The following is a 24,712-nucleotide window of genomic DNA, read 5'->3' as shown; positions in this document are numbered from 1 at the left end:
ATCAGCGCTCCGCGTAGATCTGGTCGAAAACGCCGCCCTCGCCGAAGAAGCGGGCCTGCGCCTCGGACCAGCCGCCGAAATCGGCGATGGTGACCAGGTCAAGCTTGGGGAAGCGGGCGATGTCCTCGGGTGCAGCCCTGGAGGTGTCCCAGGCGCGGTAGTAATGCGCCAGCGCCAGCGCCTGCGCCTCGGGGCTGTAGAGCTGCTCGAGGTAGGCTTGCGCCACCTCGCGCGTCGCCTCGTCGGTGATGTTGCCGCTGGCCAGCGCCACCGGCGGCTCGGCCAGGATCGAGACCGAGGGCACGACGATGTCGAACTTGTCCTCGCCCATCTCGGCCAGGGCCAGGAAGGCCTCGTTCTCCCAGGCCAGCAGCACGTCGCCGACGCCCCGCTGGGTGAAGGTGGTCGTCGCCCCCCGCGCCCCGGTGTCGAGGACGGGCACATGCGCGAAAAGCTCGGACACGTAGTCCCGCGCCGCGGTTTCGTCCCCGCCGGACTTGAGCGCCCAGCCCCAGGCGGCGAGGAAGTTCCACCGTGCCCCGCCCGAGGTCTTGGGGTTGGGCGTGATCACCTGCACGCCGTCCGCGATCAGGTCGCCCCAGTCGGCGATGCCCTTGGGGTTCCCCTCGCGCACGAGGAAGACGATGGTCGAGGTGTAGGGCGCGGAGTTGTGCGGCAGGCTGGATTCCCAGTCCTTCGGCACGGCGGTGCTGCGTTCGGCGATGGCGTCGATGTCCGAGGCAAGCGCCAGCGTGACGACCTGCGCCTCGAGCCCGTCGATGACGGCCCGCGCCTGCGCGCCCGAGCCGCCGTGGCTCTGTTCGATGGTGACCGGACCGTTGCCCTGCGCTTCCCACCACTCGGCGAAGAGCGCGTTGTAGGCGCGGTAGAATTCGCGCGTCGGGTCGTAGGAGACATTGAGCAGCTTTGTCTCGGCGCTCGCTGCGGCCGGGGCCAGCAGCGCGGCGGATGTCAGCAGGGCGGCCAGCAGCGGCCGGCCCCCGCGTGAAAGGATCGGAAAGGTCATGTCGGATCTCGCTCTGATCTGGGTTTGGTTACGCCGGGGGTTGGTCGGCCGGGGCCATGTGCACGGCCCAGCGTCCGGGATCGCGGCCGTGCATCAGCTCGCGTGCAGCGATGACGGGATTGCGGGCAAACACCGTCAGGCGACGCCCGTTCAGGCGGAGCGGCTGGCCGGTGGTCCGGTCCACGAGGTGGAGCACGTGGACGGCGGATCGGCGGCTTCGGTCGTTCGACATTCTGGCCTCCTGTCGGAAACGGGGCGGAAGCGCCCATAGCCACAAATATCTACCGACTTTGTCGTGTAATCGAGGGAAGAGTCTTTTTGAACTTGCGCCGCGGCGGAGAAGATTATTCTCCGGCGAGGGCCCCGGACGACGTTCCGCTGTCGTCTCCGCCCGGCGCAGGCACCGGAGAGGACATGATTTTGTCTGCGCCGCCAGTGCCTTGGACCAGATCTCGCAGGGTGAGCGACTCGATCAGGATCAGGTAGCTCCAGAACACCTCGCCAAAGACGCGGCGCAGCTGGCAGGTCGCCTCGTCCGCGCAATCCTCGCAGCGGCGGTAGGCCCGCCGCGACAGGCAGGGCAGAGGGGCGATCGGACCGTCGATCTGCTGGAGCAGCTCGCCAAGGGAAATCTTGGCCGGATCGCGGATCAGGAAATAGCCGCCCGCCCGCCCGCGCTTGGCACCCAGGTATCCCGCCTTGCGCAGTTCCAGCATGATGTGTTCGAGAAACCGCTTGGGCGCGCCTGAGCGCTGCGCGACCTCTTCGATGGTCAAGGCTTCACCCTGCTCGAGCGTGCCGAGCGCCATCAGCGCCTTGAGCGCGTACTTGGTCTTCTGGGTGATCATGCGGGAAGTAAAACAGCAAATTCCCGGCAGGGAAAGTCGTCTTTCCGCCTATACACGATAAACATGGTAGACTTTATGTATTTTTAGCCCATCCTCTGTCATGCCGAGACTCGCATGGAGGCCGGGATGGAACTCGACCGCATCGACCGCAAGATCATCGCCGCGCTGATGACCGACGCCACGGTACCTCTCGCCCTGCTCGCCGACCGGGTGGGGCTGTCGCAGACGCCCTGCTGGAAACGGGTGGACAAGCTGCGCCGTGCCGGCGTCATCAAGGCACGTGTCGCACTGGTCGACCCCGAGGCGGTCGGCCTGGGCCTGACCGCTTTCGTGGGCCTCTCGGCGCCGGAACAGACCGCGCGCTGGCAGGAAAGCTTCGAGCAGTTGCTCACCGACATTCCCGAGGTGATGGAGGCCTACCAGCTGTCTGGCAGCCACGACTACGTCCTGCGCGTCGTCGCCCGCGACCTGCCGGATTACGAGCGCATCCGGCAGAAGATCGTCGATGCGGTGCCGGTCCGCGCGCTGTCGGCGAACTTCGTGCTGAAGCGCGTGAAGGCGCAGACCGCGCTGCCGCTGGACACGACGACGGCGTGAGGGCGGCGTGGCCGGGTGGCCTCAGCCCTGGGGCGTCGGCGGTTCGTAACCGGCGGCGGCCTCGACCGCCCAGTCCAGCTGTCCGTTTACGAAATCGATGTCGGCCTCGCTGTAGTCGACCTGCTGCCCCTTCAGCCATTCACGGCGCTTGTTCCATTGCCAGCCATAGTGATCCTCGGGCAGGACGAACTGGTCGCACCGGGGCACGCCGATCATCGCGCTGACCTGGTCGAGCGCCGCCTCCGGGTCCGCGACCACGTCCTGGTGGCGCAGGTAAAGCATCTTGTCCGTCCTTGCCCGCAACCCGAGATGCGCGGCGAGCTTGACGCTCCGCAGCTCGGCCATGTTGTGGAAGGTGCGGCCTTCGACCGGGTGCCGGTCCCATTGCAGCGGCTGGTCGAATTCGGGCAGGCGATCGATTTCGTTCATGAAATGACGATCGACCCGGGTGTCCCATTCGGCACGCAGGAAGTCCTGGAACGAGAGGCGCTGCATCGCCTCGGAGGTGTGCCAGGGCTTTCGGTACATGCTCTTCATCCAGGACAGCGCGTCCCGGGTCACGACGACGAAGGTCACGTCGGCGGGCGCTACGAGGAACTGCGGAAATCCGTGCTTCCAGCCGTAGATCTGGCTTTCGGGGACGGGGATGTTCTGCCCGATCAGGGCCGAGACGAAGTTCGTGCCGGAACTTCGCTCTCCGATCACCTGGAAGCGGGGGCCGGTTTCGGCGGACATGGCCCGCTGCGTGCGTCTTGCGGCCTTCAGTCCTATCGGCATGTGTCGGTGAATAGTCGACCGGGTCCAATCGGCGATTTTCATTCGTACTCCAAATCAGTCACGTCTCGGAGCACGGCGTATGGACGGCCCCGGCGCATGTTCGGAGCCTCGCCAGATCCGGGCCGGAGGACAACCGCGATTTTGCGGCATCGGCACGGAATGGTCGTTTGCGAGGTCGCCCCCCGCCTGGCCGGACCGCCCCGATTGCCCGGGGCGGCCGTTGTGTCACATCAGCACGCCGGGCAGCCAGAGCGCCAGCTGCGGGACGAGGATCAGCAGCAGAAGCAGGCCGAAAAGTGCCAGCAGGAACGGCATGTTTGCGCGCGTCACGGCCAACACCTCTTCCTGTCCGATCCTGGCGGCCACCAGGAGCGCCAGCGCCACCGGCGGCGTCACCTGCCCGATCGCGACCGTCACCACCATCAGCACGCCGAAATGCACGAGATCCACGTCGAGCACCATGAGCGAGGGCAGCAGCACCGGCATGATCATCGGGATCAGCGGGTCGAGCACCATGCCAGCGATCAACGCCAGCAGGAGCAGGACGACCAGTTGCAAGAACTGGCCCTCGAACGGGAAGAGGACGGACAGCCCCTCGGCCAGAGCCATCGGCACCCGCGCCTGCGAGAGCGCCCAGCCCAAGGCCGTCGAGAGCCCCACGACCATCAGCACCTCGCCGGTCAGCACGGCGGCGTCGACCGCCACGCGGTAGAGGCCCGACCAGCTCAGCGTCCGGTAGACCACCATCGACAGGAAAAGGGCGTAGGCGACGGCGAAGGCACCGGCCTCGGACGGGGTGAAGAAGCCGAAGACCAGACCGCCCAGGATCAGAGCGGGCATCCCCATCGGCAGGATCGCCTGCCGACCGGTGCGCAGAAGCTCGGACCAGGCGAACCCCTGGGCCGGTTTCCAGCCGTGCCGCCGCGCCAGGATCGCCACCGTCAGCATCAGGACCAGCGCCATCAGCACGCCCGGCACCGCCCCGGCCAGGAACATGGCCCCCAGCGACGTGCCCGTCACGGCCGAGTAGAGGATCATCGGCGACGACGGCGGCACCAGCACCCCGATCCCCGAGGAGGTCGCGGTCAGCGCGGCGGCGAAGGGGCCCGGGTAACCCGCCTGTTTCATCTTGGGGATGATGACCGATCCGCTGCCGGCCAGGTCGGCGACCGAGGTGCCGATCATGCCGCCGAACATCAGGCTGACGCCGACGTTCACATGCGCCAGACCGCCCCGCATCCAGCCGAGGAGCGCACTGGCAAAGGCAAAGAGCCGGTCGGCGATCCCGCCCGCGTTCATGATGCCCCCCGCCAGGATGAAGAGCGGCAGCGTGACGAGGATGTAGTCCGACAGCCCGGCGAGCGTCTGCTGCGGCATCGCCAGCATCCAGCCGCCCGAGAAGGTCAGGAACACCAGCACCGAGGCGGCCAGCGCGACGAGGACCGGGAAACCGGCCAGGGCGCAGACGCACAGGACGATGATCGTGAGTGCGGCGAGCCCCATCATGCCGAACGCTCCCCCAATGCCAGCCGGACCGCGCTGGTCAGCAGGATCGCCGCCACCCCGGCCATGGCGAGGACCAGTGCGCTGATCCCGAGCCCCTTGGGCATCCGCAGGATCGGCGAGACGTCCTTGCCGAAGAGGCCCATGTAGAGCCAGATCTGCCAGGCGAAGAAGCCAAGCGCGGCGGCGCCCGCCACCCCGCAGAGAATGCCCATCACCCGGCGGCTGCGCGGCGAGAGGCGCACCACCAGCACGTCACAGCAGATCAGGCTGCCGCGCATCATGCCCAGCAGGACACCGACCGAGGCGACCCAGATCATCGCGGTCATCACGACCTCTTCGGTCCAGGGCAGCGGCCGGGTGAACAGGTAGCGGCCAAGCGCATTGGCCAGCACCAGCACGACGATCAGGCCCATCAGGGCGGCGGCCAGCGCCTCGATCCCGCGGGTCACGAGGGTCGCGGCCCGTTCGGTCACGTCGGACCGGGACAGGAAGGAACGCGCCCCGATCATATGCCGTCGTCCGGCAGCGGGCACTTGAAGAGTTGGCCGTAGCCCGGGCAGTCATCCTCGATCCCGGCGAGCCGCAGGGCATGCCAGAACGACGATTGCACGGCGGACACGACCGGCTTGCCAAGTTCCTCTTCCAGCGCGCCGATCAGCGCGGCCGAACGGAAGTTCGTGCAACTGATGAACACCGCCTCGGCATCGGGGTGATCCATCTCGCAGACCATGTCGAAGATCGTCTCGAGCGGGACCTCGGCCAGCGCCTGGTCCTCGTCGATGCGCAGGTTGTTGCTGGCAAGGACCTTGTGCCCGTTCTCTTCCAGGAACCGGGTCGCGCGGGCGTGAACCTCGTCCACGTAGGGCGTGGCAAGGACGACCGGACCGGCGCCGACCGCCTTGAGCCCGGCGAGGGAGGCGGTTGAGGCGGTGTTGACAGCGATGCCCGGAGCCCAGTCCTTCATCTTGGCGATCAGAGCCTTGTCGTAGGCGGTACCGTGCAGGAACGACGCCGAGGTGCCGCCGAAGCAGAGCACGTCGATCGGGGCCGAGGCCAGCAGGCGCGCCGCCTGTTCCAGCTCGGGCGCGTCCATCATCGCCTGGATGCCCTCGACCGTGACCTTGGGCAGCTTGATCCGCGTGGTGTGGACCGAGACGCCCTTGGGCGCCATGGCCCACATCTCGGATTCCATGACGATCGAGGACGCCATGAAGATCAGGCCGATGCGGCCGCGTTCTCCGTGGGCGTCGTAAACGAAGGTGGGGGCCTTGCGGCCCCCGTTTTCTTGGGGAGATTGGGTGCTCACTTGAGGCTGTCCTCGACTTCGGTCAGGAACTCCGGCGTCACGATCTCGGCGAAGGCGTCGCGCAGCGGGGCGGCGGCGGCCTTGAACGCGGCCAGGTCGGGCTTGTTCACCTCGAGGCCCGCGGCCTCGAACTCCTGCACCAGGGACGCGTCGCTCTCGTCCGACAGGGACCGCGTCGCTGCGGCACCGGCGGCCGCGGCGGCCAGGATCGCCTCCTGCTGTTCGGCGCTCAGGGCGTCGAAGGCGGGGGCGGACATGGCCAGCGTGATCGGCGTGTAGACGTGGTTGGTGAGCGAGATGTACTTCTGCACCTCGTCGAAGGAGAATTCCTTGACCACCGAGAGCGGGTTTTCCTGCCCGTCGAGTACGCCCTGCCGCAGCGCGACATAGACCTCGCCCAGCGACATCGGCGTCGGCGCGGCGCCGAGGGCCTGGAACGACATGATGCGGGTCTGCGATCCCGGAGTGCGCAGTTTCAGCCCGGCCAGGTCGGCGGGCGTGTTGATCGGGCGGACCGAGTTGCTGATGGCGCGGAAGCCAAGCTCACCGAAGGCCAGAACCTGCAGGTTGTTGGTCTCGCGCAGCGAGGCCGCCAGCTTGGCGCCGAGCTCACCGTCGAGGGCCGCGCGCGCGGTGGCCTTGTCCTCGAACAGGAACGGCAGGTCGAAGATCGCGAACTTGGAATCGAGCTCTACGATGTCCGAGCCGAGCGGCACGACATCGACCTGCCCGGCGCGCAGCAGTTCCGTCAGCGCCTTTTCGTCGCCCATGGCGCCGCTGTCGTAGTAGTCGATGTCGAAACCGCCGCCCTGGGCCAGCGTGTCGCGGGTGGTGGCGAGCATCAGGTTGAGCGGGTCGCCCGGCGGGGTTTCGACCGCCATCTTCAGGGCGGTCTGCGCCATCCCCGGCGCGGCGGACAGCGCGGCAAGGGCCGCGGCAAGGGCAAATGCGAGTGGTTTCATGGTCGTCTCCCGTTGGTGCGCGCTGCGCGTTGCGTCCTGCGGACGTTCGTGGTTCCGAACCGGGCGCCGCGCCGCGCGGCGGCGGCAGCATCCTCTGCGCGGCTGCAATTGGTGCCCGGTTACCCCCTTACGCTGGCGGCGGCCCTGACATTCCACCAACTCGTATATACCTTTGCCTTGCGTAGGTTATTCCGATTTAGCCGGCTACCTGATTGATATTTAACAACTAAGTTCGAAAATGGGCGGAGTTGCGTTGCTGCCCCGGGGTTCTGAGTGCCCAAGAAGGCGGCGGCATCGACCCGTACGATGCGCGAAATGATGACAGGCTGCGAAGGGCACCGCCGGATCGCGCTGGCATGTCGATCTGTCGGGACGGATTCGCGCGATGCGGTCGATTTGCACCCGGATGGGATGGTCCCGACGTCCCTGCCTGGCGGTTCGGGCGCTCGGTGATCGGCTGTCATCGGCGTCGGCTTGGCGCTCCATTCCCCGGGCAGAGAGAGCCGTCGGCATGACCTCAAGCCTGAGGTGCGGGCGTTCGAATGAGGCGCATGCCTGCGTCGCGGCACGGACAACTGGCGATCCGGTCGGCTTCGCCCTATCCATGGGGCAACCGCGCCGGGACAGGGAGAGAGGGCCAGATGCATCCGTTCACGTTCAACACCACGAAATCGCTCGTCTTCCAGCCCGGTGCCGCGGCGGCGCTGGCGGATGTGCTCGGCGGCCTGGTCGGCGCGCGGGTGCTCTTCGTCACCGATCCCGGCCTGCGGGCCCTCGGGCTCTGCGACCCGGCGATGGCCTCGCTCGAGGCGGCGGGGATCGCGCTGACAATGTTCGACAGCGTCGAAGCCGACCCGTCGCGCACGACGCTCGAGGCCGCGGTCGAAGCGGGGCGCGTGGCCGGGGTGACCGGCGTGATCGGCTTTGGCGGCGGGTCGTCGCTGGACGTGGCCAAGGTGGCGGCGCTGCTGCTTGGTTCGGGCGAGGATCTCGACGGCGCCTGGGGCGTGGGACAGGCCAAGGGGCCGCGCCTGCCGCTGGTCCTCGTGCCCACCACCGCCGGGACGGGGTCCGAGGTAACGCCGGTGTCGATCATCACCGTGGGCGAAGAGGAAAAGCGCGGTGTCTCGTCCCCGGTCATCCTGCCGGACATCGCGGTGCTCGACGCCGACCTGACGCTGGGCCTGCCCGCCCCGATCACCGCCGCGACCGGCGTGGACGCGATGGTGCACGCGATCGAAGCCTATGCCTCGGCCAATGCCAACAACAATCCGCTCAGCCGGATGCTGGCGCGCGAGGCGCTGCGCCTGCTGGGGGCCAACATTCGCCGGGTGGTGTCAGAGCCCGGCGACGTGGAGGCGCGCGGCGCCATGCTGCTCGGCTCGATGCTGGCCGGTCAGGCCTTTGCCAATTCCCCGGTCGCCGCGGTCCATGCGCTGGCCTACCCGATTGGCGGGACCTTCCACGTGCCGCACGGACTGTCGAACGCACTGGTGCTGCCACATGTCCTGCGGTTCAACGCGCCGAATGCCCACTCCCTCTATGCCGAGATCTCGGCCGATGCCTTCCCCGAGCTTGCGGACGTCGAGGGCGCGCAGGCCCGATGCGCGGCTTTCATCGACGCGCTGGCCGACCTGTCGCGGGACCTGGGCATGCCGACCCGCCTGCGCGACATGAAGATCCCCGAAAGCGCGCTCGACAAGATGGCGCGCGACGCGATGCTGCAGACGCGGCTGCTGGTCAACAACCCGCGCCCGGTCGAGGAGCGGGACGCGCTGGCCATCTACCGGGCAGCGTGGTGAGTGCCCCGCGCCCGACCCGGGCCGAGTTCGCCGCCTTCCGCCGGATCGAGACCCGCTGGATGGACAACGACGCCTACGGACACATGAACAACGTGGTGCACTATTCGCTCTTCGACACCGCGGTGAACGGCTGGCTGATCGACCAGGGGTTGCTGAACGTCGGCACCAGCGAGACCTACGGCCTCGTGGTCGAGACCGGCTGCCGCTATTTTGCCGAGATGCAGTTTCCCGACGTCGTGCATGCCGGTTTGCGGATCGCCAGGATCGGCAACTCTTCGGTCCGGTTCGAGATCGCGCTGTTTCGCAACGACGAGGACGAGGCTTCGGCCGAGGGATTCTTCGTGCATGTCTACGTCGACCGGGCCTCGCATCGCCCGGTTGCCATCGAGGGGCACCGCCGGGCGGCCTTCGAGGGGCTGATGGTCTGAGCACCGGGTCGAAAGGCGGCCGTCAAGGATAATGCCGGCAGGCCCCTGGCCCGCCGGCATCCGAGGCGCATCAGGCGCAGGTCAATGAGTCAGGCCGCTGCCGCCGATAGCAACAAGGTTGTAGGGCAGGCCCTCGACCGGGATCGCCTCCACCTCGCTCAGCCCGGCGGTTTCGATCACGCGCAGAAGGCCTTCCCGCGGATCGGTCATCAGCAGCCACTCGTCCGCCATGGCGAGGCGCGGGCGCGGGTCGCGCCAGTGGCCGTCCATCGAATAGGGCTGCGTCACCTGCTGCGACTGCTCGATGGCACCCGCGAGCATGTTCAACCGGTGCAGCATGCCGTCCTCGGTCAGGATGTAGGCGAACTGCGGCTGCACGGGGTCGAGCACGAAATCGACCCGCCGGAACGGCAGCTCGACGCGGGTGAAGTGCGGCTCGGCGGTCGGGTCGATGATGACGACCGCATCCGCGCCGTAGTTGCCGAGGAAGATCTGCATCGCCATTGACCCGAGCAGCGTGCCGGTGTGGCCTTCGGGGAAATCCGCGGGATAGGGCAACATCGCGAAGGCGGGCGTGCCGCCGTCGAGCGTGACGGTGACGACCCCCTCCTTGCAGCCGGCGGTGAGGTAGGCGCCCGAGAAGGCTTCGCCGTGCAGGTCGGTGCAGACCTGCATCTGGCCCGTCGGGGTGCCATCCGGGGCATGGGCCTGGATGCCGATGCGCGGCGGTGCGCCGTCGCCCTCGACCGGCGCTTCGGAGGCGACGGAGCTGACGACGTAGCCCCCCATTGGCACGGCAAAACCGTGATGCGCGCGGTTCTGTTTGAACCGGTCGGGGGTGCCGCCCTCGGCCAGGTCGTGGTCGTCCAGCAGCGCGACATACCCACCCCGGTCGAAGTTGATGGCGGTGGCACCGCCGTGGGTGACGACGTGGAACGGGCGCGGGCCTTCGAGTGCGGCATCAAGCACGGCGGGATCGGACACCTCGATATCGGCATGATCGCCATGCCCCTCGAGCACGATGCCGCTGCGCAGGAAATCGACCCGGTCGTCGTCGGATTGCACGGCGACCACGACCTCGCCATCGGGCGTGGCGTAGAGGCGCGACGGGCCGGTCAGGTCGAAGGTCCAGCGGGTGTCCGGCGCGGAGAGATCCAGCGCGGTGACCCGCGGGCTTTGCTGGTCGGCGATGAACACGCGCCAGGCGGTCCGGTCCTCGTCGGCGAACCCCGGCGCGGCGCTCAGGGCGGCCACGGCGACGGAACCGAGCGTTGAAATCCTTGGGAACATCTATCCCTCCTTTCGGTCAAACGGATCGAGGGGCCCCGCGAAGACGGCGGTTTCCGGGAAAAGGTTCGGAAATCGGCTTGCGGGCGGCCCGTGCCTCCCATAACTTGTTATCTTATAACATCACAAGAGGTGAAATGATGCCAGCCACGGATTCGCGCCTGCCCGTCACCGTCCTGTCGGGCTTCCTCGGCGCCGGGAAGACCACGCTACTGAACGACGTCCTGAACAACCGCGCCGGCCGCCGCGTCGCGGTCATCGTCAACGACATGTCCGAAGTGAACATCGACGCAGATCTCGTTCGCGACGGCGGGGCGGACCTGAGCCATACCGAGGAGAAGCTGGTCGAGATGACCAACGGCTGCATCTGCTGCACCCTGCGCGACGACCTCCTGCAGGAGGTGCGGCGGCTGGCGGCGGAAGGACGGTTCGACTACCTGCTGATCGAGAGCACCGGTATCTCGGAGCCGCTGCCCGTGGCCGCCACCTTCGATTTCCGCGACGAGGACGGCGAGAGCCTGTCGGATGTCGCCCGGCTCGACACCATGGTGACCGTGGTGGACACGGTGAACCTGCTGAAGGACTACGCCAGCCACGATTTCATCCGCGACCGGGGCGAAAGCCTGGGCGACGAGGATGACCGCACTCTGGTCGACCTGCTGGTGGACCAGATCGAATTTGCCGACGTCGTCGTGCTGAACAAGATCACCGATGCGGGGCCGGACAGGCTCGATGCCGCGCGCAAGATCGTGACCTCTCTGAACCCCGACGCCCGTATCGTCGAGACCGACTATGGCCATGTCGCGGGCGACCGGATCTTCGACACCGGCCTCTTTGACTTCGACCAGGCGCACCTGCACCCGATGTGGGCCAAGGAACTCTACGGTTTTGCCGACCACGTGCCCGAGACCGAGGAATACGGCGTCTCGTCCTTCGTCTACCGCGCCCGCCGGCCGTTCCACCCGCAAAAGGTCCATGACGTGCTGAACGGCCCCCTGCCCGGCGTGATCCGTGCGAAGGGGCATTTCTGGATCGCCACCCGCCCCGACTGGCTGGCGGAGTTCTCGCTCGCCGGGGCGCTCAGTAGCGTGCGGCCGATGGGGATGTGGTGGGCGACAGTGCCCAAGGACCGCTGGCCGACCCACCCCGAAGCGCTCGACTACCTGAACCGCCATTGGCAGCCGCCCTTCGGCGACCGTCGGCAAGAGCTGGTCTTCATCGGGTCGGGCATGGACAGGGCGGCGATCACCGCCGCGCTCGACGCCGCCCTTGTCGGCGAAGAAACCGAGTTCCTGCCGCATCACTGGGAGGATCTGCCGGATCCCTTCCCGCTCTGGCGCCGGGCGCCGCAGGCCGCCTGACGCCCGCTCCCATCGACAGACGAAAACGCCCGTGGCCGCACCCCGGCCACGGGCGTCTCATTTTCGACCCGATGTGCCGGTTCGTCAGAGCATCATCTGGTAGCTCGACGGCACATAGCGGAACTTGCCCTCACCGCGGTCCTCGACATAGCCGATGGCCGGGAACGGCATGTGGTAGCCGATGAACGGAACCCGGTCGGCGGCCAGCATGCCCAGCACCGTCTTGCGTGTCTCGGCCGCCTGCCCCTTGTCCATGTCGAACCGCACCTCCCAATCGGGATGGGCCAGCGACCAGACGTAGTGGTTCGCGGTGTCGGCAAAGACCAGCACCTGCTTGCCGCCCGAGTCGAGCATGTAGACCATGTGCCCCGGCGTGTGCCCCGGCGCGGCCATGCCGGTGATGCCCGACGCGACGCTGTCGCCATCGCCGATGAACGTCATCTTCTCGGCCAGCGGACGGACCTTGGCATCGAACCCCTCGTTGGCCTGCGCCGCCCAGTGATCGAACTCGGTCTGGCCGGTGACGTAACGGGCATTGCCGTAGGTCGGGGCGCCCGAGGCATCGGTGAGCCCGCCGATATGGTCGCCGTGCATGTGGGTCAGGACCACGATGGTCACGTCGTCGGCCGTGTAGCCCGCCTGCTCGAGCGCGGGCAGCGTGCCCTCCGCGTTCAACCCGGTGTCGAAGAGGATCACGTCCTCGCCGGACTTCACCACGGTGGGGGTGAAGAAGAACTGGGACTTGTCGCTGGGGATGAAGTTCGCCGCGCTGACCTCGGCAAATTCCTCGGGCGAGACGTTCATGCCGAAGGTGCCCTGCGGCTCTTCGACCGTTCGCGTCCCGGCCAGCAGGGTCGACACCTCCATGTCGCCCAGCATGAAGCCGCGTTTCTTCGCATTTTCGCTCATGGCGCCCTGGGCCACGGCGGGGGCCGCAAGTGCACCGAAGGCCCCCGCCAGCGGCAATGCGGCGCCGGCCCCGAGCGCACTGCGCCTGGTCATTCGTACCATCGTCTCCTCCCTCACAGAACAGTGATGCACGGAAGGTTAGACCACCTGAAAAATCTGTCCATTCAGGGCTGCGTGAGGATTGCTACAGTCTGATGACCACGTGCGCGCGCGCGCCTCAGGTCTGGCGGGCCCGCCGGACCTGCGTGACCTGGACCGCGAAGATGACCGCCCCCACGCAGGCGATGGTCGGCGTGTCGAAGTGCGGTGCCGCCCGCAAACCGCCGGGAACGAGCGCCGCGATGGCGAGCGCGGGGGTCCGGACCAACTCCTTCGACTTCGGATCGACACCTTCGGACGACGCCAAGTCCGGGTTCAGCTTGCCGGACGGCGGTGCGCACTTCCTGATCTCCTGTTGGCTCGACAGTCTCGCGGCCGGGGTCACGGGCGGGCGCGCCGCGGCGCTCGTTTCGCAAGTTGCCCCCCTGACGGCGGGCCGTGTCGGGCCAACCGCCTTGATGATCGCCCTCTCGGCATTTCTTTGTCGGCCGCGTGGCTTGCGACTGCTTTCAGCGGCTTGCGTGCTTCCTGACTGAATGTGATGCTGTTTCGAGTCGCGCGCCGTAATGCCCATGCCGACCATCTGCCGCCGCGCCGTTCGACCGGGTGCCGGCAGGTGTCCGTCCGGGCCGCAAGAAGCGCGACACATAACACGTCCAACAGAGCCGGAGTATCCTCCATGTTTCATCGCTTTCTGACCGCCACTGCCGCCTGCGCCCTGCTTGCAGGCACGGCGTCGGCCGACACGTCAATGACAATTCTCTTCACAAACGACTTCCACGACCGGTTCGAACCGATCAGCAAGTACGATTCCACCTGCTCTGCCGAGGACAACACCGCGGGCGAATGCTTTGGCGGGATCGCGCGGATGGTCACCGCGATCAGCGAGGCGCGCGCGGCCGCGGGCGAGAACGTGCTGCTGCTGGACGCCGGCGACCAGTTCCAGGGCTCGCTGTTCTTCAACCAGTACGGCGGCGACCTCGCGGCCGAGTTCATGGAACAGCTCGACTACGACGCGATGGCCGTCGGCAACCACGAGTTCGACAAGGGCCCCGAGGGGCTCGCGACCTTCCTCGACAAGGTCAGCTTTCCCGTCCTTTCGGCCAACATCGATGTCAGCCAGAACAACCTGCTGGCCGACCGGGTGAAGAAATCCGCCGTGCTCGACGTGGGCGGCGAGAAGGTCGGCATCGTCTCGGTCCTGGCCGAGGACACGCCCGAGACCTCCTCGCCCGGCGACACGGTGATCTTCTCCTCCGCCGCGGACGCCGCGCAGGCCGAGATCGATCGCCTGACCGAGGAAGGCGTGAACAAGATCATCCTGCTGACCCACATGGGCTATGCCGCCGACCAGCGTCTGGCCGACGCCCTGACCGGGGTCGACATGATCATCGGCGGGCACAGCCATACCCTGCTGTCGAACACCGACGAAAAGGCCGAGGGGCCTTATCCGACCGTGGTCAACGACGTGCCGATCTTCACCGCCTATGCCTACGGCAAGTACCTGGGCGAGATCGGCGTGACCTTCGACGACGACGGCAACGTCACCGAGATCTCGGGTGAGCCGAAACTGCTCGACGCCTCGGTGACCGAGGACGAGGCGACCGTGGCCCGCGTGGCGGAACTGGCCGCCCCGCTGGAGGAACTGCGCAACAAGGTCGTGGCGGAATCCTCGGACGCAATCGAAGGGTCGCGCGATGTCTGCCGCGCGATGGAATGCCCGATGGGCAACCTCGTCGCTGACGCCATGCTGGCGCGGGTGGCGGACCAGGGCGTCGTGCTGGCGATCCAGAACGGCGGCGGCGTGCGCGCCTCGATCGACGCGGGCCCCGTCACCATGGGCGAGGTGCTGACCGTGCTGCCGTTCCAGAACACGCTCGCCACCTTCGAGATCAGCGGCCAGACCCTGGTCGAGGCGCTGGAGAACGGGGTGAGCCAGCTGGCCGACGGCGCGGGCCGCTTCCCGCAGGTGGCCGGCATGTCCTACACCTTCGACGGCGCGGCCGAGGCCGGCAGCCGGATCTCCGACGTCATGATCGGCGGCACGCCGGTTGACCCCGAGGCCAAGTACCTCGCCGTCACCAACAACTACGTCCGCAACGGCGGCGACGGCTACGGCATGTTCGTGGACGCCGAGAAGGCCTATGACTTCGGGCCCGACCTGGCCGATGTCGTGGCCGAGTACCTCGCCGGCAACGCGCCCTACACGCCTTACACCGATGGGCGCATCAAGGTGGCCGAGTGATCCGGACCGCGTGACGCGTGACACAGAGAGGCGCCCGGCGATGGCCGGGCGCCTCTTTCATTTCCGGATCGGGTTGCGCGACCTCGGTCCGCCCGACGTTGCCCAGGTCAGCCGAACTGTCGCCACAGGCGCGTGCAGACCGGCGGGATCTCGGCCTCGATCGCCTGCATCGCATCGACGATCAGGTCCTCGCGCCAGCGGCGCCCGGCGATCTGGACACCGATGGGCTGCGGTCCGGTCGGAAGGTCCGCGACATGGGTGGGCATGTTGCCCGCGGGCAGGCCGGTGAAGTTCATCACGAAAGACCAGTGCGCCCGGCCAAGCGCCTCGCGCGCGCCTTCGGCCCCCTCGGCATCGCGTCCGGCGGTGAAGAACGGCGCCAGCAGGAACGGCGTCAGTACCAGCGGATAATCCTTGAGGAACAGCGACCACTGGCGCGCGTAATGCGTGCGCTGCGCCATCACGGCCAGCTCCTCGGTGCCCTCGTAGGGCGGGAACTCCTTGTAGTAGGCCTCGAAGATCGCGTTCAGCTCGGCCGATCCGTAGGTCTGGATGTCGTTGCCGGTCAGTGCCTTCACCTCGCCCATCAGGGCGCGGTAGCCGACCTCGGCGGTCTCGCGGGCCAGCGGAGGGTCCACCGCCTCGACCGCGTAGCCGGCGTTCGACAGGGCCGAGGCGGCCTTGTCGAGCGCGGTTGCCACGTCCGGGTGCAGGCCGAAGCCGAAGTCATCTCGGGTCACGGCGACACGGATCGGCCCGTCAAGCGGTGCGCCCCGCCACGGCAGCGGCACGTGGAACGGGTCGCGCGGGTCGGCGGCGATCAGCGCGGGCATCGACAGGTGCAGGTCGGCCGCGTTCCGGGCGATCAGCCCCTGCACCGACATCGACTGGGCAAGCAGGCCGCGCTCGGCCTTCTGGCTCGGGTTCCATGCGGGCACGCGGCCAAGCCCGGGCTTGACCGTCACCGCGCCGTTGGCCGAGGCCGGGAACCTGAGCGATCCGCCGATGTCGTTGCCATGGGCCAGCGCACCGATCCCCGCCATCACGGCCGACCCGGCCCCGCCAGACGAACCGCCGGCCGAGATGTGGCGGCCCCAGGGATTGTAGGTGCGGCCGTAGAGCGGGTTGTCGGTATCCGCGCGGAACGAGAATTCCGGCGTGTTGGTGCGCCCGATGATGACGGCACCGGCCGCCTTGAGGTTGCGCACCACCGGCGCGTCCTCGGGCGCGATGATCTCCTTGAAGGCCGGGACCCCGTTGCTGGTGGCGTGCCCCTTCTGATCCACGTTGATCTTGAACGTCACCGGCACGCCGTGCAGCGGCCCCTTGGGTCCGTCGTGCGTGTCCAGGGCCGCGGCCTGCGCCCGCGCCTCGTCGGCCAGGCTTTCGACCACGGCGTTCAGGGCCGGGTTGACCGCGTCCATCCGCGCAATCGCGGCCTCTGTCACCTCGGCGGCCGACTGCGTGCCCTGCCGCGTTGCCGACGCGATTTCCGTTGCGCTCCATTGCCAGAGCGGTGCGCTGTCCGACATTCCCGTTCCCTTCTGTCCTGTTGTCGCCGACGCTCGATCGAACCCGGCGGATGCGGTCAGACAACCGTGCACGCGACCGCCCGGCAAGGTGCGGACGCCGACAAAAGTGGAAAGCCCGGGTGTGCGTCGGGCTTCGTGGCGCGACCGGACCGCCCCGTGCAGCCCGTTTCACCGCTGCGCCTCTCAGGTGCGCCGGGACGCCTGAAAGCCGCTGGCGAGGAAGGGTTGGGGTGGCTCCGTCAGTCGCGCGAAGCGTGCGCGCAGGCCGGCCGCGTCCAGCTTCGTTCCGATGACCACCAGCCGGGTCGTCGTCACGGGATCAGGCCAGGAGTCGAGCCGCACCAGCGGGTAGAGCCGATGCTGAACGGCATGCACCACCACGGGTCGGGACGGGTCGTCGCGGACCGCGACCAGGCCCTTCACCCGCAGCAGGCCGTTGTCGGAGGACGTGGTCAGGCCGGCCAGGAACTGACGCAGCGCCTCGGGGTCCAGCGGCACCTCGTTGGTCAGCGGGACCGCCAGAACCTCGCCGTGGCGGTTGAGGTCGTGGAAATGACCGCCGTGGTCCTGACGATGCTCTTCCTCGGCCAGCCAGGCCTCGACACCCTCGCCCTTGCCGAAGGCAGAGTAGCTGCCCGGGCGAAGCAAGATCGCAGGGTCGAAACCGGGCGCTGCGGCATCGTGGATCACCAGGCTCGGGTTCATGCCGCGCAGCAGGTCGGGCCAGCCCCCGGTCGCGGCCTTGTCCGTGCGGGTCAGCACGGCGTGGTCGGCAAAGGCGATCTGGCGCAGGCTTTCCGGATGGGCGTCGAGCGCGGCGGCGATCCCCTCGACATCGACGACCGTGATGACACCGGACAGCCGGAAAGCGCGGGCGACGGCGTGATCCCCCAGCGACATCGCGTCCGCCCCGCCCGGGATCAGGCTGTTGATGATCGGGGCGGGATCGGCAAGCCCGGTGGTTTCGACGATGACACGCGAAAAGGCCGGGATCTCGCCCCGGCGGCGCAGGATAAGCAGCTCTTCGAGCGAGGCGCGCAGGTCGCTGCCGACGGTGCAGCAGATGCAGCCAGAGGTGGTTACGACGGGCCGTTCGCGTCCCTCGCGCACCAGGTCGTGGTCGACCGGGACGAGGCCGAATTCGTTGATGATCAGCGCCGTGTCCCGGAACGCCGGGTTCTCGAGGATGCGGTTCAGCAAGGTTGTCTTACCCGCGCCGAGAAATCCGGTCAGCAGGAAGACGGGGAGCTGGTCCCTGGACGTGATCATGTGCGGCAACCTTCCCGGCGCGTGGCCTTCCGTCCCACGAGGCGCAGCAGCGTGAAACCGTGCGGATCGGACGGCATGTCGCCGAGGTTGGCCGCGTGCCATTGCGTTCGGGAATGCGGAACCGGGTGCACCTGCAACGCTCCTTGCCTTTGGACGGCCCCGAGCGCACCCGACTGACGGGAGGGCGGCGACCTGAACGGAAGTGTGTTACAACATTACACGACCGCCGCGCAAGGTGCGGGCGTCACGCAGGTCGTCATCTGGGCGCGGCGCGCGTGATGGGGCCAAAGTGGGCCGACAAGATCGCGGACATATCGCCAATGACGATGATCCCGGTCCCGATGACGCGCCGTATTCTGTTCGTGGCCGAGACGCTTGAACCGGCTCAGGCTCCCGGCGCCTGCTCGGGTGCCCGATCAGGCGGCCTCGCTGGACTTGTAGGCCGAGCGTGCCAGCCATTCGGGGTTGATGTCCACGCCCCAGCCTGGTGCGTCCGTCACGACCGCCTGGCCGTCGGTGATCCCGTAGGGATCGGCCAGGAACAGGTCGCGCTGCCAGGGGTAGTAGTCATCCCCCTCGATGGAAAACTCGAGGTAGCGGCCCGCGTTCGGGATGGCGCGCAGCATGTGCATGGTGAAGAGCGTGACCAGCGACAGGTTGGCGCAATGCGGCGTGCAGGGCAGCCCGGCCTCGGCCCCCATGCGGGCGACCGCCATGCTGCGCACCATGCCGCCGAGGTACAGGATGTCGGGCTGGATGATGTCCACCGCGCGCATCGCGATCATGCGCTTCCATTGCTGAATGTCCCAGTCCTGCTCACCACCCGCGACGTCGATCGTCAGGGCGCGGCTGACCTCGGCCGTCTGCTCCAGTTCCCAGTAGGGGCACGGCTCCTCAAAATGCTCATAGCCGCTCTGTTCGAGCATCCGTCCCACCTCGATGGCCCGGGCCGGGCTAAAGCCGGAGTTGCCGTCGACCAGAAGCGCGGCGTCGGGCCCCATCGCCTTGCGGATCGCGGGGATGATCGCCTCGGTCCGGCCGGGCCATTCGTCCCGATCCTGCCCGCACTCTGCCCCGACGCGCACCTTGAAGGCGTCGAACCCGTGCCGGTCGCGCAATGCGCGGAGCCGGGCGGCTTCGTCCTCGGGCGTGATGTCGCGGCGCATCGAGGAGGCATAGGCCCGGACCGGCCCCGGCGTGCCACCGAGGAGCGTGGCGACGGGCTGCCCCGCCGCCTTCCCGCGCCAGTCCCAGACGGCGGTGTCGAGGCCCGCCATGGCCCGGCGCAGGTAGGTGCCGGGAAACTTGTGCTCGCGCAGCGGGATCGTGGCAATCACGTCCTCCAGCGCATCCATGCCGCGCCCGAGGGCCCAGGGCGCCACCTGTCGGTGCAGGATTTCGCAGGTCAGGTCGCTGTTGTAGGTCGACACCTGCCCCCAGCCGCTGCTGCCATCCTCGGCCGTGACCCGGACAAAGCCGATCAGCGGGGTGCAGAACGTCTCGATCCGCCGGATGCGCGGCCCGGTGTCGTCACGGCCGGCGTCATGGGCCAGCGGCACGGCGCCGGAGGTGGAATAGGGCGTGCTCACGTGGCGTCCTCCAGGATCAGGCCGGCGGCGCGGTAGGCCAGCATCATGGTCGGGGCATTGGTGTTGCCGGATGTGATGTTCGGAAAGACCGAGGCATCGACGACGCGCAGCCCCTCCACCCCGTGCACCCTGAGCCGTGGATCGACCACTGAGGCCGCCGCGTCCGCGCCCATGCGGCAGGTGCCGACGGGGTGAAAGACGGTCCCGCATCGGTCGCGGAAATCGGCAAGGATGTCATCCGGCGACATCGTGCGCAGGTCCGGGTCCATGGCCGCCTCGACCAGGCCGGACAGGGCAGCCGTGGCCATCAGCCTCTGGCACAGCAGCCCGCCCGCCACGACCTCGGCACGATCCGCCTCGGTCGCGAGGGAGTTGGGGCGGATCGCCGGAGGCGCCGCCGGATCGGCCGCGCTGATGTCGACGCGGCCCCGGCTGGTGGGCCGCGACGGCTGGAAGCTGATGATGAAGCCCGGGAACGGGTCGGGCTGGATGACCGAACGCTTGCCCTGTGGCGCGGTGCTGTAGGTGACCGGGTTGAAGTAGAGCTGCTGGTCGGGCTGCGGCAGGGCGGGGTCGGACCGGAAATAGCCGCCGCATTGATTGACCGACAGCGACAGCGGCCCGCGCCGGGTGAAAGCGTAGTGCGCCCCCGCGCGCAGCTTGCCGAGCAGCGGCCGCAGGACGTTGTTGAGCGTCGGTTCGGTCGCGCGGAAGAAGTAGCTGACCGCAAGGTGGTCCTGGAGGTTGCCGCCGACATGCGGCGCGTCGAGCAATGGCACGATGCCGTGGCTGCGGAGGAGCTCTGCAGGGCCGATCCCGGACAGTTGCAGCAGACGAGGGGAGGTGACCGATCCGGCCGAGACGACGATCTCGCGCCCCGCTCGGTAGGTCACGGTCCTGTCCCCGTGCCGGGCCTCGACGCTGACCGCGCGCCGCCCGTCGAAGCCGATCCGTTCGACCAGGACATCGGTCATGAGCGTGACGTTTGCCCGCTTCAGCGCCGGGGCCAGGAAGGCGCGCGCGGAATGCATCCGCCGGCCACCGCTGGTGTTGATCCGGTAGACCGCCGCGCCTTCGCTCTCGGGGTCGTTTATGTTCTCCGTCGACGGCAGCCCCAGCTCGCCGGCGGCCGCAAAGAAGTGCCGGTTGACGAGATGGATCCGGTCCGACACGTCCTGCACGTGCAGCGGGCCGGTGCCGGTGCGGCTGCCGTCGGCGCCGACTTGCGTCTCGATGGCGTCGTAGGTTGCGCGCACCGCCTCCCAGTCCCAGCCCGTGGCGCCGGCGGCGGCCCAGTCGTCGAAGTCGCGCGGCAGGCCGCGGGCGTAAACCAGCGCATTGATGGCGCCCGATCCGCCGACGACCTTGCCGCGTGGCCAGTAACCCCTGCGCCCGGCCAGCGCCTCCTCGGGCGCCGTCTCGTAGCACCAGTTCACCCTGGGGTCGTAGAAGGTCTTGCCGTATCCCAGCGGCAGGGCGATCCAGGGGGATCGGCCTGCCCCGCCCGCCTCGAGCACCAGCACCCTGTGGCGTCCCGATGCACTCAGCCGCTCGGCCAGGACACAGCCCGCCGACCCGGCGCCGATGATGATGTAGTCGTACTCCGACATCCCGCCGTCCGCCTTGCCGGTGGTCATGCACACGCCCCGTGTCCCCGGACGACAGGACGGCATGATCCGCCGCACTTTCGCACGGGCGCGGGCCGCGTCAACGGGGCGCGCATTTCAGTGACCGGCACTTTCCATCCGTCGGCTTTCGATGACCTCTTCCAGCCAGCCCAACCGCATCTCGGGGACCGAGGACAGCAGCAGGTCGGTGTAGTCGTCGAAGGGGGGGCCAGCACCTGGCTCTTGGGGCCGTATCGGACGACCTTGCCCTGGTACATGACCGCGATGGAATCCGCGATCGCCTTCACAGTGGCTAGGTCGTGGGTGATGAAGAGGTAGGCCACCTCCTTCTCCTTCTGGAGTTTCAGCAGGAGGTTGAGGATCCCGTCCGCCACCAGCGGGTCGAGGGCGCTGGTCACCTCGTCGCAGATGATGATCTTGGGTTCGGCCGCCAACGCCCGGGCGATGCAGACGCGCTGCTTCTGTCCACCCGAAAGCTCGGCTGGGTAGCGGTCGGCAAAGCCCTGCCCCAGCTCGATCGCGTCGAGCAACTCGTCGACACGGGCGTCGCGTTCGCGGCCCCGCATGCCGAAGTAGAATTCGAGCGGCCGACCGATGATCTTGCGCACGGTCTGGCGCGGGTTCATCGCGACATCGGCCATCTGGTAGATCATCTGCAGTTCGCGCAGGTCGTCGCGGCGGCGGCCAGTCAGGTGCGGCGACAGCGTGCGTCCGTCAAATGTCACATCGCCCGATACCGGCGGAAGCAGGCCCGTGATGACCCGGGCCAGGGTGGACTTGCCCGAGCCGCTCTCCCCCACCACGGCGAGGGTCTGGCCCGGATGAAGGTCGACCGAGATGTTCGAGAGCACGTCGCGCTTGAGCCCGGAGTAACGGGCGGTGACATCCTCGACGCTGAGCACGGGCGTGGTCGACGGCGCCTTTTCCGAATGGTCGATGGACCGCACGCTGACGAGGGCGCGGGTGTATTCCTCACGCGGCGCGTTGATGACCTGGTCGGTGCTGCCGACCTCGACCGTCTTGCCGCCCTTGAGCACCATGATCTCATCGGCGACCTGCGCCACGACGGCCAGGTCATGCGTGATGTAGAGCGCGGCGACGCCGGTGTCGCGGATCGCCTCCTTGATCGCCGCCAGCACGTCGATCTGGGTGGTCACGTCGAGCGCGGTGGTCGGTTCGTCGAAGATCACCAGTTCGGGCTCGGGGCAGAGCGCCATGGCGGTCATCACCCGCTGCAGCTGCCCGCCCGAAACCTGGTGCGGGTAGCGGTTGCCGATGTTTTCGGGGTCGGGCAGGCCCAGCTTGGCAAAGAGCGTCACCGCCCGCGCCTCGGCCTCGGCCCGCGAAACACCGCGCGCGCCGACGGTGGTTTCGGTCACCTGATCCATCAGCTTGCGGGATGGGTTGAAGCTGGCCGCCGCGGATTGCGCGACATAGGTGACGATCTTGCCGCGCAGCCGCCGCAGGGCGCCGGGCTTTGCCTCGCGGATCTCGGCGCCGTTCAGCATGACCTCGCCGCCGGTCAGGCGCACGCCGCCGCGGCCATAGGCCATGGCCGACAGGCCGATGGTCGACTTGCCCGCACCGGATTCCCCGATCAGCCCCATCACGCGCCCCTTGGGCAGGGTGAGCGAGACGTCGTCGACGATCACGATCTCCTGCGGTGGCTCGCCCGGTGGATACGCCGTTGCCTCGATCCTCAGGTTCCGGATCTCCAGCAGGTCGTCGCCCTGGGCGAGGTGCTCCACCGGGACGATGTCGTCCTCGTCGCTCATCCGCGACCTCCTTTCAGGCTGCTCGTCCGGTTCAGGATCCAGTCCGCCACGAGGTTGACCGAGATCGCGAGGGTGGCGATGGCCACCGCCGGGTAGAGCGCGGCGGGGATGCCGTAGACGATGCCTTCCTTGTTCTCCTTCACGATGCCGCCCCAGTCCGCCAGCGGCGGCTGCACGCCCAGCCCGAGGAAGGACAGGGTCGAGATGAAGAGCACCATGAAGATGAACCGCAGGCCCGCCTCAGCCACCAGGGGGCTGAGCGCGTTCGGCAGGATCTCCTGGAAGATCACGAAGGTCGTGCCTTCCCCCTGAGCCGCGCCGCCTCGACATAGTCCATGACCACGATGTCCGACGCGACGGCGCGCGACAGGCGGAACACCCGCGTGGATTCGATCAGGCCCATGACGAGGATCAGCACCGGCACCGTGACCGGCATGACCGACAGGACGACCAGCGCAAAGATCAGCGCCGGGATCGACATGATCAGGTCGACGAGACGGCTGAGAAGCTGGTCGACCCAGCCCCCCGCGACGGCGGCAGTGAACCCGAGGATCGCGCCGGTGACAAAGGCAAGGATCGTCGCGGCGGTGGCCACGAAGATGGTGATGCGACCGCCATAAATCATCCGGCTGAGAAGGTCGCGACCGATGGAATCCGTGCCCAGAAGGAACTGGGCGGACGACGGCTCCCACACCTCGCCCACGACCTCGTAATATTCGTAGGGCGCGAGGAAGTCGGCGAAGATGGCGGCCAGGAAATAGGTGACGGTGATGATGAGGCCGATGGCGGCAGAGGGCGGTATTCTCATTTCGGATGCCTCAGCCGCGGGTTGGCGAGGATCGCGATGATGTCCGCCAGCATGTTCAGCCCGATGTAGACGGCCGCAAAGACGAGGCCGCAGGCCTGCACCACCGGCACGTCGCGTTTCGCCACGTGGTCGACGAGGTATTGGCCCATCCCGGGATAGACGAACACCACCTCGACCACGACGACGCCGACCACGAGGTAGGCGAGGTTCAGCATGACGACGTTGACGATCGGGGCGACCGCGTTCGGCATCGCGTGCTTGCGGATGATGGTGAAGGGGCGCAGGCCCTTCAGCTCGGCGGTCTCGATATAGGCCGACTGCATCACGTTCAGGATGGCCGCGCGGGTCATGCGCATCATGTGGCCCAGCACGACGAGCACCAGCACCATGACCGGCAGCGCGATGGCGTTCATCTTGTCGAGGAACGGCATGCCGTCATAAACGGTCGAGACGCTGGGAAAGATACGCCACTTCACCGCGAAGTAGAACATGACGATGTAGCCCAGCAGGAACTCCGGCACCGACACGGTGGTCAGCGTTACGGCCGAGATCAGCTTGTCCGGCCAGCGGCCCGCGTAACGCACCGCGATCAGCCCCAGCAGGATCGACAGCGGCACCGCGATCAGCGCGGCCCAACCGGCGAGGAAGAGCGTGTTGCCCAGCCTCTGCCCCATGGAGGTGGCGATGTCCTGACCGTTGGTGAGCGCCGTGCCCAGGTCGCCATGCAGCGCCGAGGTCAGCCAGTCGAGGTAGCGCGTGATGAGCGGTTCGTTCAGCCCGAGCTCCGCGCGCAGGTTGGCCAGCGACTGTTCCGTCGCGCTCTGGCCGAGGATGGATTGGGCGACGTCGCCGGGCAGGATCTGGGTGCCGGCGAAGATCATGATCGAGGCCGCAAAGAGCAGTACGAGGCCCAGCAGTATCCGCTGGGCCACGAATTTCACGATTGGATGCACCGGG

General features: G+C 67.9%; 21 protein-coding genes and 2 pseudogenes. 5 read left to right on the top strand and 18 right to left on the bottom strand.

The features are described 5' to 3' along the window. Nucleotide 1: 1 nt before the first annotated feature. The 3 genes from ACE2AC_RS16555 to ACE2AC_RS16545 all read right to left on the bottom strand — a co-directional run bounded on the left by ACE2AC_RS16555 (nt 2) and on the right by ACE2AC_RS16545 (nt 1,875). Complete coding sequence (locus tag ACE2AC_RS16555) at nt 2-1,027, bottom strand: sulfate ABC transporter substrate-binding protein (RefSeq protein WP_375688524.1); 1,026 nt, start codon at nt 1,025-1,027, stop codon at nt 2-4. Between the two features lie 28 nt (nt 1,028-1,055). Further along, entirely contained in the window at nt 1,056-1,259 is a 204-nt protein-coding gene (locus tag ACE2AC_RS16550) for a hypothetical protein (RefSeq protein ID WP_375688523.1), read from the bottom strand. 112 nt (nt 1,260-1,371) lie between these two features. Further along, nucleotides 1,372-1,875 carry an RrF2 family transcriptional regulator gene (locus tag ACE2AC_RS16545; RefSeq protein WP_375688522.1) on the bottom strand — a complete coding sequence of 168 codons (504 nt, stop codon included), beginning with the start codon at nt 1,873-1,875 and terminating at the stop codon, nt 1,372-1,374. A gap of 126 nt (nt 1,876-2,001) precedes the next feature. Here ACE2AC_RS16545 and ACE2AC_RS16540 point away from each other — a divergent pair, with 126 nt between their 5' ends. After that, nucleotides 2,002-2,472: an Lrp/AsnC family transcriptional regulator gene (locus ACE2AC_RS16540; protein WP_375688521.1), complete on the top strand. Its 471-nt coding sequence runs from the start codon at nt 2,002-2,004 to the stop codon at nt 2,470-2,472. 21 nt (nt 2,473-2,493) lie between these two features. Here the strand turns inward: ACE2AC_RS16540 and ACE2AC_RS16535 are convergent, their stop codons facing one another. From ACE2AC_RS16535 to ACE2AC_RS16515, 5 genes are all read right to left on the bottom strand, one after another. Further along, nucleotides 2,494-3,207 carry a hypothetical protein gene (locus ACE2AC_RS16535; protein ID WP_375688520.1) on the bottom strand — a complete coding sequence of 238 codons (714 nt, stop codon included), beginning with the start codon at nt 3,205-3,207 and terminating at the stop codon, nt 2,494-2,496. A gap of 267 nt (nt 3,208-3,474) precedes the next feature. Next, nucleotides 3,475-4,755, bottom strand: a complete 1,281-nt coding sequence (locus tag ACE2AC_RS16530; RefSeq protein WP_375688519.1) for a TRAP transporter large permease — start codon at nt 4,753-4,755, stop codon at nt 3,475-3,477. After that, a complete protein-coding gene (locus ACE2AC_RS16525; RefSeq protein ID WP_375688518.1) occupies nt 4,752-5,264 on the bottom strand; it encodes a TRAP transporter small permease in 513 nt (170 codons plus the stop codon). Before ACE2AC_RS16525 ends, ACE2AC_RS16530 begins: the two co-directional genes overlap by 4 nt. Next, nucleotides 5,261-6,061: a maleate cis-trans isomerase gene (locus ACE2AC_RS16520; protein ID WP_375688517.1), complete on the bottom strand. Its 801-nt coding sequence runs from the start codon at nt 6,059-6,061 to the stop codon at nt 5,261-5,263. The genes ACE2AC_RS16525 and ACE2AC_RS16520 overlap by 4 nt, the downstream gene beginning before the upstream one ends. Then, nucleotides 6,058-7,023, bottom strand: a complete 966-nt coding sequence (locus ACE2AC_RS16515) for a TRAP transporter substrate-binding protein (protein WP_375688516.1) — start codon at nt 7,021-7,023, stop codon at nt 6,058-6,060. Before ACE2AC_RS16515 ends, ACE2AC_RS16520 begins: the two co-directional genes overlap by 4 nt. 641 nt (nt 7,024-7,664) lie before the next feature. Between ACE2AC_RS16515 and ACE2AC_RS16510 the strand changes: the two genes are divergently transcribed. Together ACE2AC_RS16510 and ACE2AC_RS16505 are read left to right on the top strand one after the other, a co-directional pair. After that, on the top strand, nt 7,665-8,825 hold the full coding sequence (locus tag ACE2AC_RS16510; protein ID WP_375688515.1) for an iron-containing alcohol dehydrogenase: 1,161 nt from the start codon (nt 7,665-7,667) through the stop codon (nt 8,823-8,825). A 59-nt stretch (nt 8,826-8,884) separates the two neighbouring features. Next, nucleotides 8,885-9,253: an acyl-CoA thioesterase gene (locus ACE2AC_RS16505; RefSeq protein ID WP_375692129.1), complete on the top strand. Its 369-nt coding sequence runs from the start codon at nt 8,885-8,887 to the stop codon at nt 9,251-9,253. 81 nt (nt 9,254-9,334) lie between these two features. Here the strand turns inward: ACE2AC_RS16505 and ACE2AC_RS16500 are convergent, their stop codons facing one another. After that, the gene (locus ACE2AC_RS16500) at nt 9,335-10,543 is read right to left on the bottom strand and encodes a hypothetical protein (RefSeq protein ID WP_375688514.1); all 1,209 of its coding nucleotides are present in this window, start codon (nt 10,541-10,543) and stop codon (nt 9,335-9,337) included. Between the two features lie 137 nt (nt 10,544-10,680). On the opposite strand from ACE2AC_RS16500, the gene zigA reads away from it, so the two are divergent. Next, a complete protein-coding gene (gene zigA / locus ACE2AC_RS16495; RefSeq protein ID WP_375688513.1) occupies nt 10,681-11,901 on the top strand; it encodes a zinc metallochaperone GTPase ZigA in 1,221 nt (406 codons plus the stop codon). A gap of 84 nt (nt 11,902-11,985) precedes the next feature. Here the strand turns inward: zigA and ACE2AC_RS16490 are convergent, their stop codons facing one another. Together ACE2AC_RS16490 and ACE2AC_RS16485 are read right to left on the bottom strand one after the other, a co-directional pair. Beyond that, nucleotides 11,986-12,912 (bottom strand): MBL fold metallo-hydrolase, encoded by a 927-nt coding sequence (locus ACE2AC_RS16490; protein WP_375688512.1) that lies wholly within the window; start codon nt 12,910-12,912, stop codon nt 11,986-11,988. Nucleotides 12,913-13,027: 115 nt separating this feature from the next. Beyond that, on the bottom strand, nt 13,028-13,483 hold the full coding sequence (locus ACE2AC_RS16485) for a hypothetical protein (RefSeq protein WP_375688511.1): 456 nt from the start codon (nt 13,481-13,483) through the stop codon (nt 13,028-13,030). Between the two features lie 105 nt (nt 13,484-13,588). Between ACE2AC_RS16485 and ACE2AC_RS16480 the strand changes: the two genes are divergently transcribed. Further along, a complete protein-coding gene (locus ACE2AC_RS16480; protein ID WP_375688510.1) occupies nt 13,589-15,154 on the top strand; it encodes a bifunctional metallophosphatase/5'-nucleotidase in 1,566 nt (521 codons plus the stop codon). Nucleotides 15,155-15,261: 107 nt separating this feature from the next. Here ACE2AC_RS16480 and ACE2AC_RS16475 read toward each other — a convergent pair whose 3' ends face one another. The 7 genes and pseudogenes from ACE2AC_RS16475 to ACE2AC_RS16445 all read right to left on the bottom strand — a co-directional run bounded on the left by ACE2AC_RS16475 (nt 15,262) and on the right by ACE2AC_RS16445 (nt 24,708). After that, the gene (locus ACE2AC_RS16475) at nt 15,262-16,686 is read right to left on the bottom strand and encodes an amidase (RefSeq protein WP_375688509.1); all 1,425 of its coding nucleotides are present in this window, start codon (nt 16,684-16,686) and stop codon (nt 15,262-15,264) included. 183 nt (nt 16,687-16,869) lie between these two features. Further along, complete coding sequence (locus tag ACE2AC_RS16470; protein WP_375688508.1) at nt 16,870-17,955, bottom strand: CobW family GTP-binding protein; 1,086 nt, start codon at nt 17,953-17,955, stop codon at nt 16,870-16,872. A gap of 416 nt (nt 17,956-18,371) precedes the next feature. Beyond that, entirely contained in the window at nt 18,372-19,544 is a 1,173-nt protein-coding gene (locus ACE2AC_RS16465) for a mandelate racemase/muconate lactonizing enzyme family protein (RefSeq protein ID WP_375688507.1), read from the bottom strand. Further along, nucleotides 19,541-21,154, bottom strand: a complete 1,614-nt coding sequence (locus ACE2AC_RS16460) for a GMC family oxidoreductase (protein ID WP_375692128.1) — start codon at nt 21,152-21,154, stop codon at nt 19,541-19,543. Before ACE2AC_RS16460 ends, ACE2AC_RS16465 begins: the two co-directional genes overlap by 4 nt. A gap of 114 nt (nt 21,155-21,268) precedes the next feature. Further along, nucleotides 21,269-22,947 (bottom strand): annotated as a pseudogene (locus ACE2AC_RS16455) (ABC transporter ATP-binding protein). Then, a pseudogene (locus tag ACE2AC_RS16450) lies at nt 22,944-23,755 on the bottom strand (ABC transporter permease). Before ACE2AC_RS16450 ends, ACE2AC_RS16455 begins: the two co-directional pseudogenes overlap by 4 nt. Beyond that, entirely contained in the window at nt 23,752-24,708 is a 957-nt protein-coding gene (locus ACE2AC_RS16445) for an ABC transporter permease (protein ID WP_375688506.1), read from the bottom strand. The pseudogene ACE2AC_RS16450 and the gene ACE2AC_RS16445 overlap by 4 nt, the downstream one beginning before the upstream one ends. Nucleotides 24,709-24,712 lie beyond the last annotated feature (4 nt).

The organism is Pseudooceanicola sp. LIPI14-2-Ac024 (assembly GCF_042188925.1).
Classification (GTDB): Bacteria; Pseudomonadota; Alphaproteobacteria; order Rhodobacterales; family Rhodobacteraceae; genus Pseudooceanicola.
Note: the sequence above shows the minus strand (reverse complement) of the source record. Positions and strands in the feature narration are given on the sequence as shown.